The organism is Synechococcus sp. R55.8 (assembly GCF_047461895.1).
Lineage (GTDB): Bacteria > Cyanobacteriota > Cyanobacteriia > Thermostichales > Thermostichaceae > Thermostichus.
The window spans coordinates 19,101-28,873 of sequence record NZ_JANSIB010000020.1; the positions used below are offsets into that span (position 1 = coordinate 19,101).

Annotated in this window: 8 protein-coding genes; 2 read left to right on the forward strand and 6 right to left on the reverse strand. The window is 59.6% G+C overall.

The genetic code is table 11. The features are described 5' to 3' along the window. Positions 1 to 407: 407 nt before the first annotated feature. Complete coding sequence (locus tag NW829_RS03525; RefSeq protein ID WP_011434306.1) at positions 408 to 1,874, reverse strand: hypothetical protein; 1,467 nt, start codon at positions 1,872 to 1,874, stop codon at positions 408 to 410. Between the two features lie 235 nt (positions 1,875 to 2,109). Next, a complete protein-coding gene (locus NW829_RS03530) occupies positions 2,110 to 3,435 on the reverse strand; it encodes a hypothetical protein (protein ID WP_414416454.1) in 1,326 nt (441 codons plus the stop codon). Between the two features lie 169 nt (positions 3,436 to 3,604). Here NW829_RS03530 and NW829_RS03535 point away from each other — a divergent pair, with 169 nt between their 5' ends. Then, the gene (locus NW829_RS03535) at positions 3,605 to 5,056 is read left to right on the forward strand and encodes a BCD family MFS transporter (protein WP_414416455.1); all 1,452 of its coding nucleotides are present in this window, start codon (positions 3,605 to 3,607) and stop codon (positions 5,054 to 5,056) included. On the opposite strand, the gene NW829_RS03540 is transcribed toward NW829_RS03535, so the two are convergent. The 4 genes from NW829_RS03540 to NW829_RS03555 form a co-directional block, all read right to left on the reverse strand. Next, complete coding sequence (locus NW829_RS03540) at positions 5,053 to 5,406, reverse strand: DUF6464 family protein (RefSeq protein ID WP_414349734.1); 354 nt, start codon at positions 5,404 to 5,406, stop codon at positions 5,053 to 5,055. The genes NW829_RS03535 and NW829_RS03540 overlap by 4 nt on opposite strands. 267 nt (positions 5,407 to 5,673) lie before the next feature. Then, positions 5,674 to 7,176: a DUF697 domain-containing protein gene (locus NW829_RS03545; protein WP_414416456.1), complete on the reverse strand. Its 1,503-nt coding sequence runs from the start codon at positions 7,174 to 7,176 to the stop codon at positions 5,674 to 5,676. A 179-nt stretch (positions 7,177 to 7,355) separates the two neighbouring features. Continuing rightward, on the reverse strand, positions 7,356 to 7,535 hold the full coding sequence (locus NW829_RS03550) for a hypothetical protein (RefSeq protein WP_414416457.1): 180 nt from the start codon (positions 7,533 to 7,535) through the stop codon (positions 7,356 to 7,358). A 67-nt stretch (positions 7,536 to 7,602) separates the two neighbouring features. Further along, positions 7,603 to 7,926 carry a fasciclin domain-containing protein gene (locus NW829_RS03555; RefSeq protein WP_414416458.1) on the reverse strand — a complete coding sequence of 108 codons (324 nt, stop codon included), beginning with the start codon at positions 7,924 to 7,926 and terminating at the stop codon, positions 7,603 to 7,605. Between NW829_RS03555 and NW829_RS03560 the strand changes: the two genes are divergently transcribed. Further along, positions 7,897 to 9,672, forward strand: coding sequence for a phospholipase D-like domain-containing protein (locus NW829_RS03560; RefSeq protein WP_414416459.1), 1,776 nt, complete (start codon positions 7,897 to 7,899; stop codon positions 9,670 to 9,672). The genes NW829_RS03555 and NW829_RS03560 overlap by 30 nt on opposite strands. Positions 9,673 to 9,773: the final 101 nt, after the last annotated feature.

Here is a 9,773-nt window from a genome sequence, read left to right on the forward strand (position 1 = left end):
GTCGGTGTGGGCGTCGGTGTTGGCGTGGCTGTGGGTGTTGAAGTCGGGGTCGGTGTGGGCGTCGGTGTTGGCGTGGCTGTGGGTGTTGAAGTCGGGGTCGGTGCTGGCACAGGTGTAAGTATTGGCAAAAGAGTTCTTCTGGAGCCGCACCCTTGCAGAGAAACCAAAAGCACCAAACCAAAAACTAGCACCGCAATTGATTGGGCAACACGACGCGAAGTAACCCTAGACCACATCTGCTTCACTCCTCCCGAAACTTCAAAGGATCCCGTATTTTTACCGTCTGTATGGATACCATCTTCAGGAAGGAATCTGAGTAAAGGGGCAGTTAAGGTACGCTTAAGAAGACAAGAAGTTACCCCCGCCTGAGTCAAAACTCAGGGGAGAACATGGGCAGGCTTTTTCCCCTAATCCCCCAATTCGGGATCCGGTCGTACCCGCACCCCCATCTGGCGCAGCAGGCGTAAAGAGTTTTCTGGCCCATCGATCATCTGCTGCTCGTTGATCCAGTAGGTGGCAATGCCCAGGTCTTCTAGAAATCGCACATAGGGATCTGGCGGTGGCCCATCGAAAACGGCGGCCTTCTGAACGGAAAAGCCCTGCTCGATCCAAGGGCCGAGGGCAAAGCGCTCATAGTAGAGCAACTGTCCCACCACTTCCTGCAAAGCCTCTGCCGCATCCTTGTGGTGCAGGAGCTTCACTTCGGCCAAAAGCAGATGCCCGTCCGCCACGGCCAAAAAGTCAAAGGTATGCTGATCCTCCCGGACTTCCAATCCTGCCAGGCGGAACCAGCGGCGAAACTGGTGCAAGATCTCGTTGTGGCGCTCGCTGCGCTCCAACTGACGTCGACGGCGGCGTTCTGCCATCAGCGGGTCTGTCCCGGCGCTGTGAGGGATCCCACTGCTGCGGAACTGGGGCGGCTCATCGGGATCCAAAACCACCTTGCCCCCGGCAGGTTGATGCAGGAGGGGCGGCATCTGGGGCAAGAGTTCTGTGGATCCCCACTCCACCTCTGGCTGCTGAGCCCAGGTAAGCAGGTGTCGATTCAAGGGGTGCTCAGGGTGGGTGTCGAACAACAGGCGCAGTTGAGACTGGCTAAACTGAAAATCCAGACGAAATTGCTCGATGGAGAGGCTGCTCCGCCCCTTTTGCAAAGTTTCCTGGCCAAAGTAAAGCATCACCAAGAGCGGGTAAATCGGCAGCGGACGATGGGAGGGAATGAGCATCGCCCACATGTCATCCGTCCAGTGGGGGAGCAGGATCTCGGCCTGTTTGCCTTTGCCCACCACCTGCAACATTTTGGGGTGTCCCGGCTGCCAGCCACAGGGGTGATCGTCAAAGCCGCAAGTCTGCCGCCCTTGATCCACGCTCAAAGGGTAGCGCCCGTCATAAAGGCGGAAAGGACAGAGATCCCGGTCTTCGGCCAAAAAGCGCTCGTCTTGCCACAAGTGGGCCGCCAAGGCATGACAGCCGATCCCTTCCTGGCTGTTGCAGGCTTTGAGCCAGCGCCGTTCCGCCAGTTTCCCGCCCACTTTGCTCGGGGCCAGGGGCCGGATCAAACCGTTTTCCCCCTGGTTGAACAGAGGCCACACCAAAGGCTCGCCGGTTTCGGGCAAGGTCGGTAAAAGAGGGTGGGTTTTGCTGTAAAACGGGTCGCAAATGCGCTGGGCCACTTGCTGCAAGGGCAGTCCGCGAGGGGATCCCACCCAAGGCAGCAGAGATCCCGATCCAGCCTGAGCACGGTGATATTGGATGGCCAGAGCCACCTCTAGCCCTATCGGACGGAGTTCCGGCGTGAGCTGCCGGTAGCGCTGCAGCAGCCGGGAAGCCTGCACAAACAGGTCGTAGCGCCGAACGGGAACTGCGTCAGCCATAGTGTTGCAGGAAAAACTCCCCACTGCCTTGGGCAAGAGCTGGCACAGACAAGCACCATGGCCTCAAGAAATGAGACCTTGGCAACTGTCTCTGCAGACCCTGACCTTGCCGAGGATATCGGGCCGACACCCATTCCCCTTGGCGTCAGGTCAGTAGTCAGTGTAGTGGAGAAACCCAGGCGCGAGAAGATGCTGCCACCCGCTTGCAGGCTGTGGGAAAAATGCGCAGCAGGCCCTAACGCCACGGCCACCCAGGAAAGGGAAAGGGGCGCTCTGTCTCTGCATCGCGGTCGTACTCCGTAGGTCGGCCTGTATCCCCCTGAATCACCAAGCTGCCTACGTAATCGGCCTCTCGGTAGACGCGGGCAATTTGATGGTGGATTTGGGCCATGTCCTCGGCGGAGACCACGCCATTGTCGGTGGCTTTGTAGAACTGGATCGTGACCCGAATGGGAAAGCGGGGATCCCGCTTGATGTCGAGGTTGTTGACCTCGGTGAAGGGGCCTTCCACCGGCCCATGTCCAATGACAGCGGCTTCTACATTGCTGAGGCCAGCCAGGTTGGCTGCGGGTCCGGAATTGACAGAGATATCCTCAACTTCCCTTCGCGGCGGCTGCCGCTGCTGGAGAGGTACTTGGATCACCATCACCAGGTTCAGGGCTTCTTCTGCTACTTCCGCCGAATGGGGATCTCTGGGGGTTGGGTTGGCGGCTTGCTCGGCCCGAAAATCGCTGAGGCGCTGCCCGGTGAGGCTGGCCCGTTCACCGTTTTGATTGAAGAAAAGGCGCTGGCCCCAAATAGCCCCGCCCACCCTATCTTCGGTGCGGTTCTCGATCACCGTAATGCTGGTGCCCTCGCGGGTGGCCAAAATGGCCAGTACGGCTGGGTTACCGGGATAGGATTGGTAGTTGAACAACACCGGGTTGAATTGAGCGGATCCCCCGGCAGGGATAGGCAAAAAGGCAGCTTGGGCGCTCACCAACACATGGCTATCCCGTGGAGCCAGCAGGGAGTTCCGGTTGCCGGCCCAAGAGCCGGGATCATGTAAGTAGCGGCGCAGATTCCCCAGCAGCTCTCGCAGCGACACGGGTTGCAAGGGCTTTCCTTTTTCATTGCCCACCAGCACCTGTAGGCTGTCGAGGGGCAGGTCGGCAGACAGATCGGCAAAGTTGGGGTAGCGGATCACCGGCATCAGGCTCAGCTCGTAGTGACCCGTTCTGGGGTTGAGCTGTTGTACCTGGATGGTCATGTCGCTGATGTTGGGGCCAAGGGCGGATCCCTTGTGGCGTCCGGTATCTTCCCAGGTGATGTTGACGATATCCAGCCCATACTGCTTTGCCAAGGCTCGCGCTTGCGGATCCCAGGTCATGGAGATCGTCTGGTCAATCACCTGCCTGTAGGCCAAGTACTCTGCCCACTCTGAAGGCGAGGGGGAAGAAAGGGACTGGTGGAGGGGAAAATCCATAGGGGTTGCCTGAGAAGTAGACACCATCGGCGGAGCGGCCAGGGAAATGCCCACCCAGCTCAGTGAACTCAGCAGCCAGGGGATGGGGGCGCGCATAGCAATATTCCTGAGGATTGGAAATTGGGGGACTATACCCTGACAATAGCTCCCAAAAGGGGAGAGGACGTGGCGGTTTCGCTTTTGGCAACCCCATGCTTTTGCCGGGATCCCAGGCCGCCTGGGCTACGATAAAAAGCTGTAGCACCCTTTCGAAATATTCCAGATCATGGCCAGTATTCGCCGGGATCCCGAGGTCAACGCTTCTGTAACTTCAACTTCTCCAGAGCCTCAGGCGCAGGTTCAGCCCTTGCCGCTGCATGTTATGTTCCGCCTGGGCCTGTTTCAGATGGGCTTGGGAATGATGTCGTTGCTCACTTTGGGAGTGCTGAACCGTGTCATGATCGATACAGAGCTGCTGGCCATCCCGGCCACAGTGGTGGGGGGATCCCTGGCCATGCACCAGTTGGTCTCCCCGGCTCGGGTTTGGTTTGGGCAGCTCTCGGATGCCAAGCCCCTGTTTGGCCTGCATCGCACCGGCTATGTGCGCCTGGGATCAGTGCTATTTGCCGTTTGTATCTTCCTGGGGGTGCAGGTGGTGTGGGGTTTGGGGGAGAGCTTTGCGGCCACGGGCTGGTCTGGAGCCACCTATGGCTGGATAGGCTTGGCCTGTTTGATGTTTGCCCTTTATGGTCTCTGCCTCAGCGCCTGCTCCACACCTTTTGCGGCTCTGCTGGTGGATGTGTCAGAGGAGGACAACCGCTCTAAGTTGGTGGGGATCGTCTGGTCTATGTTGATGGTGGGGATTGCCGGCGGGGCCATTGGCTCGGCAGTTCTGCTGCGGGGCTTGGATCCGGACAACCTGCAGAGCACCATTAATCGCCTCTTCATCATCATTCCAGCCGTGGTGATCCTGCTGGGGGTGATCGCCACCTGGGGGGTGGAAAAGCGCTATTCCCGCTACGGATCCCGTTCCACCCTGGCCGGACGGGAAGACCAAATCACCCTTGGCACGGCCATCAAGGTGCTGACCGCCAGCCGCCAAACTCTGATCTTTTTCGGCTTCTTGGTGTTGATGACCATGGGCCTGTTTATCCAACAGCCGATCCTAGAACCCTACGGCGGCGAGGTGTTTGGCATGACGGTGGCCCAGAGCACCCAACTCAATGCCTTTTGGAGTTTGGGCATTTTGGTGGGGATTGTGCTGACCGGATTTTTCATCGTGCCTAAGCTAGGCAAGCAGACAACGGCTCGTCTGGGCTGCCTGCTGGTGGCCATCTCTTTTGGGCTGACCATTGCCTCAGGGTTTACAGGCAATCCACGGCTGCTGCAGCTGTGCATGATCCTGTTTGGCTTGGCTTCTGGGATCACCACCAATGGCGCCATTACCCTCATGTTGGATTTGACGGCAGCGGAGACGGCAGGCACCTTTATCGGGGCTTGGGGACTGGCCCAGGCCATGTCCCAGGCGGTTTCCACCTTGCTCGGCGGGGCTTTGCTCGATCTGGGGCGCATTCTCTTCCCCACTTCTTCAGTGCTTGCCTATGCCACCGTCTTTGGGGTGGAGGCAGCGGTGATGTTGCTGGCCGTGTATTTGCTGGGACGGGTGAACGTGGCCGAGTTTCGCGAAAAGACCAACCGTGCGCTGACCCAGGTGTTGGCTCTGGAGCTGGAGGGCTAGCAACGCGGGGCCGACTCGTAGTGGGGGCAGCCCTGACAGGGCCCGCTGGGGTTGACGGCACAACGCAGCAAGGGCGAGTGAGCATTAAACCGACACGAGGGATCCCCCAGGAACCTTCCCACTTCCTGAGGTGGGGTGACCGAACGCACCAGGGCGCGGATCCCACACAGGTGGTATTTGCCTTGCCGGAGCCGGTAGGAATGACGCTTTTCCAGAACCAGGTAGTGCTGCTCTGCCAGTTGGACGTAGGTGCCCGGATGGGGACTGCTCTCCCAAGGGCATTCTTCCACCACCTCTCCCGAATCCGCGTCGATCCACTGAATGGGCAAGGTCGGGTTGATGGAAGACATAAGGCGCAAACGGAGCCAGTTTAGGGCAGCAGACTACAAAATGATGGACTGGGCTTGACTTGTGATTAACAAATTGTGCAACTTTTTCCGGCAACACTGAGTATGGCTGGTACAAATGTTCTCTCTTGTGTGACCTGGAGCCTGCTAATCTACAGAACTTCTACAAAGTTAAGTTAGAAAAAGCTGTACTCAGTGTAATGGATTTTCCGCAGCGGGCGGAGAACGGGATAGGTTGGGCCTGTGGCGGCGAAAAGACGGATGCTTGGACTAGCTGTTGGAATGGGCTTGGCGGGCCAGTTGGGTGAGAAAGGCCAGAGGATGACGGTTTTGGAGCTGCTGCCTAATCCGCTCTTGCAGGATTTCCTCTTGCCAGGGATCCCCAGAGGACAGCCACTCTAGGTAACTGAGCCCCGCCACCCGTGTCAGATAGGCCCCCGTCACTGCCTGCAGGGGGATCCCCATCACCATCAAGGGGCTGGCCTTGAGCAGAGAGCCCAAAGCCTGAGTAGCCAGCTCCAGCCCCCCCAGTTGCACCACCATTTGCGCCAAACTCTGGGCAATTTGCTGGGCCCGGCGCAAGGTAATGCGTCGGTCAAACACCTGGTGCAGTTCCCCAATCATGCGCGCCTGAATGGCTACTCCTGCCAGCACATCCAAAGCAGGAAGAGGGTTTGCCGCCAGGGCAGCAGCGGTGGCCCACTGCATCCGTTCCACGATCTGGCGACCCTGTTGGCGACGTTCTTCTTGGAGGGCCTGCTGGACGGCTTCGCTGAGAGTTCGGGTTTGCAACAAGGCATTGGCCAAGCGCAGGTGGGATCCCTTCTGCTGCAGCAGGTGAGCCATTTGTTGAATGAGGGCCTCTGTCTCGGGGGGCTGCGGCTCCCAAGTTTCCCGCACAGAGCCATCTTCGGAGTAGTAGCGAACCTTCAGGGGTTCTGGATCGGCGGCGATGGCCACCACCTGTTCGGCGGGGATCACACCGGCAGTGCGTCGGCGCAAATGGGCCAAGATGGTCTCCACATCCTCCGGCAGCATCTGATCGGTTTTGTTGAGGGCCAGGATGGTGGATTTGCCCAGCCGGGCCAGCTCCAGCATTTCGGCATATTCCGAAGCCAGCAGATCCCCGGCCACCACCAAGATCAGCAGATCGGCTTTCTGGGCTAAGGCGCGGGCTTCCGCTTCCCCTGCCCCTCCAATCGTCAGCAGCCCAGGTGTGTCGGTGAGGGAAATGGGGCTGTTCAAGCCCTCCAATTGGTAGGTGTGGATGGATCCCTGACGGGTGGTGCCCAGGGTGGGGGCTGTTTCGCCCACTGGTCGGCCCATCAAGGCATTGATCAACGAGGTCTTGCCGGCGGAACTGGTGCCGAACACCACCAGATGCAATTCCTCCTGGTTAAGCCGCTGATTGATCTCTTGCAGCTTGGCACGCAGGGCACGGCGACTGATGTCATTCTGCAGCTTCTGGATCAGGCGATCGGCATCTTCCAGATCGGCTTGCACCTGATTCCGAGTTAACTTAACCCGCCGCAGCGGTTGTGTCCGCTGGTTTGGAGTACTTTGCCGTCGGCCAGCCTGCTGCCACCAATGGCGCGCTGCCAGACCTGCTGCTGCTGTCCCTCCCAGGATCCCGGCCACTGCCAGATCCGCCAGCGGCAACGAATGGGGGGCGATAAAGCTATAGATCCCGCTAACCCATTGCAGATATTGGCTCAGGGCCGCCAAACCCAGCCCTGCCCACAACCACACCCAAGTGGAGCGCGACAGCACCATCCCAACCCACAGCCTGCCCAAATCTTCAAATCAAGCAACCCAAAATTGCTGAGCCATCCGAGTCGCTTCTCCAGCATAGGGCTTGCTGTAGCTGAGCATACAATTTTGTCAAGAGTTTTGCTGGGGATCAGCCACCCGCAAGTAAAAGAGGAAGGGGAAGCAGGAAGTCAAAAGCGCCCTCAGATCAACCGGCCCCATGAGCCAGGGATCCCCTCTCCCAAAATCGCCGGCGGCTCCAGCGGTGCCGGCAAAAACTCGCCCCCGCGATAATCCAACAGCTGTGCCAGCAGCAAGTAGCCCACCCCCAGAGCAATGGCCAGGATCCCTGTAACGATTGCTACCCACTTAGGCCGCTCCACGCTGAATCTCCCCAATAAAGTGCTGGATCTCGATGCTTCTATGATGCCCGAAGTGGTGGCCCAATTCCTAACGCGGCGGGATCAAGACTGCATCGATGACGTGGATGATGCCGTTAGAGGCTTGAATGTCTGCCACAACTACCTTGGCGTTGTTGATGCGGATCTGTCCTCCCTCGAGGGTGACCGTCACCGGGGATCCCTGTAAGGTCGCCACCTGCTGGCCGGCTCTGAGGGCGTCGGAAGGGGCCAAACCGGGAACCACGTGATAGGTGAGAATACCCCCCAGAGACACCTTGCCCCAGAAGTGGCTGCGATAAAGTTCGGTATCCTGGGGGTGTGATTGCTGGAGAGGAGAAAGGCCATGAACGGGATCCCGTCGTGGTTGCGGCAACTCCGCCGCTGGCTGCCCTGGGTTGCTCTGCTTCTCATTCTGGTCTTGATCGGCTACTGGGTGGGTCCTCGGCCCAGACCCTACCCCCAAGAGCCGGAGCTGCCCACCCTGGCCCCTCTGCCGCAGCACCCCCGCATCCGGGTGGTGTTCAACCAAAGCCGCGAGAGCACCTATCGGGATCCCTATCGCCAGATCCGCCGCTATGGCTACAACCTGGAAGAGTTCATCATTTCCCAGATTCGCTCCGCTCGGCAGTCGGTGGATATTGCCGTGCAGGAGCTGAACCTACCCCTGATTGCCCAGGCTCTGGTGGAGCGGCGGCAGGCGGGGATCCCTGTGCGTTTTATTACTGAAAACACCTACGTGCGAGCCTGGCACCAGCTCACCCCTGCCGAAGTGCGGGCGCTGGACGAGCGCAGCCGTCGCAAGTTCGAGGAGTACCGCAACCTGGTGGATGTGAACCGCGATGGACGGTTTTCGGCTGAGGAGGTCGCCACGCGGGATGTGTACGCCTTGCTGGATGGAGGCCAGGTGCCCTGGCTGGACGATACCGCCGATGGTTCCAAGGGCAGTGGCCTGATGCACCACAAATTTGTGGTGATCGACGGGCAGAAAGTCTTGACCGGCTCGGCCAATTTCACCCTCTCTGATATTCACGGGGACTTTGATGCGCCTGGCAGTGTCGGCAATGCCAACCATCTGCTGCTGCTGGACAGCCCGGAGCTGGCCCGCCTCTACACCGAGGAATTCGATCTCATGTGGGGCGATGGCCCCGGTGGCTTGACCGATAGCCGCTTCGGCGTGCAGAAGCTCAAGCGTTCCCTGGAAACGGTGTACCTTGGCGATGCCATTGTGGGGGTTCACTTTTCTCCTGCCAGCCGCTCCCTGCCCTATGAAGCCACCTCCAACGGCATCATCGCCGCCACCCTGGCCCAAGCCCGGCGACAGGTGGATCTGGCTCTGTTCGTCTTTACGGATCCGGGCATTGTCAACCAACTCAGGCAACTGCGCCAGGAGCGCAACGTAGAAATCCGCGGGGTGTTCGATCCCGGCTTTGCCTTCCGCGACTACAGCCGCACCCTGGAGATGTGGGGGCTGTTGCTCCCCGACGAAAAGTGCCAGGTGGAGGCGGCGCGCCTGCCCTGGACGCTGCCGGCCCAGTCTGTAGGCATACCCAACCTCGCCCCCGGCGATAAGCTGCACCATAGGTTTGCCATCATCGATCCCGGCACTCCTCAGGCCACGGTGATCACCGGATCCCACAACTGGTCGATGGCTGCCAATCACGTCAACGATGAAAACCTCCTGATCATCCGCAATAGCCGAGTGGTGGATCACTTTGTGCGGGAGTTCGACCGGCTCATTGCCGATGCCCGCTTTGGCCCCAGCCGCCGCCTGCAACAGCAGGCAGAAGAGGCGTCCCGTCGCTGCCCCAACCCCGTCCCCGTTGCCGCTTCCTTGCCTGAACCGGAGCCGGAGCTGCTGGAAGTCGAGGTCGTTCTTCCTCCTGAGGCGGGATCCCCTTCCCCGTCGGTTGCTTTTCCGGTGGCGTCTCCTGGGGGATCCCCTCGCGTTAACCTGAATACGGCCACGGCGGCGGAGCTGGAACAGTTGCCCGGCATTGGCCCCGCCCTGGCGCAGCGCATTATCGAGGCCCGCCCCTTCTCCTCTTTGGAGGATCTGCAACGGGTCAATGGCATTGGCCCAGCCCGGATTGAGCAACTGCGGGATCAGGTAACCTGGTAGGAGTTAGCCCCCTCTTGGTCAGGTTGAGGGCGCGGAGTGCTTTCGGAAGTTCATCCCAGAGCAGCTCCTAAAGGGCCTCTCCCCTCGAATAAACCCCAAAT

Excerpts from the sequence above, each read along its gene's own strand:
- NW829_RS03525 (WP_011434306.1), bottom strand. The coding sequence starts at position 1,874 with ATGGCTGACGCAGTTCCCGTTCGGCGCTACGACCTGTTTGTGCAGGCT.
- NW829_RS03530 (WP_414416454.1), bottom strand. The coding sequence starts at position 3,435 with ATGCGCGCCCCCATCCCCTGGCTGCTGAGTTCACTGAGCTGGGTGGGC.
- NW829_RS03535 (WP_414416455.1), top strand. The coding sequence starts at position 3,605 with ATGGCCAGTATTCGCCGGGATCCCGAGGTCAACGCTTCTGTAACTTCA.
- NW829_RS03540 (WP_414349734.1), bottom strand. The coding sequence starts at position 5,406 with ATGTCTTCCATCAACCCGACCTTGCCCATTCAGTGGATCGACGCGGAT.
- NW829_RS03545 (WP_414416456.1), bottom strand. The coding sequence starts at position 7,176 with ATGGTGCTGTCGCGCTCCACTTGGGTGTGGTTGTGGGCAGGGCTGGGT.
- NW829_RS03560 (WP_414416459.1), top strand. The coding sequence starts at position 7,897 with ATGAACGGGATCCCGTCGTGGTTGCGGCAACTCCGCCGCTGGCTGCCC.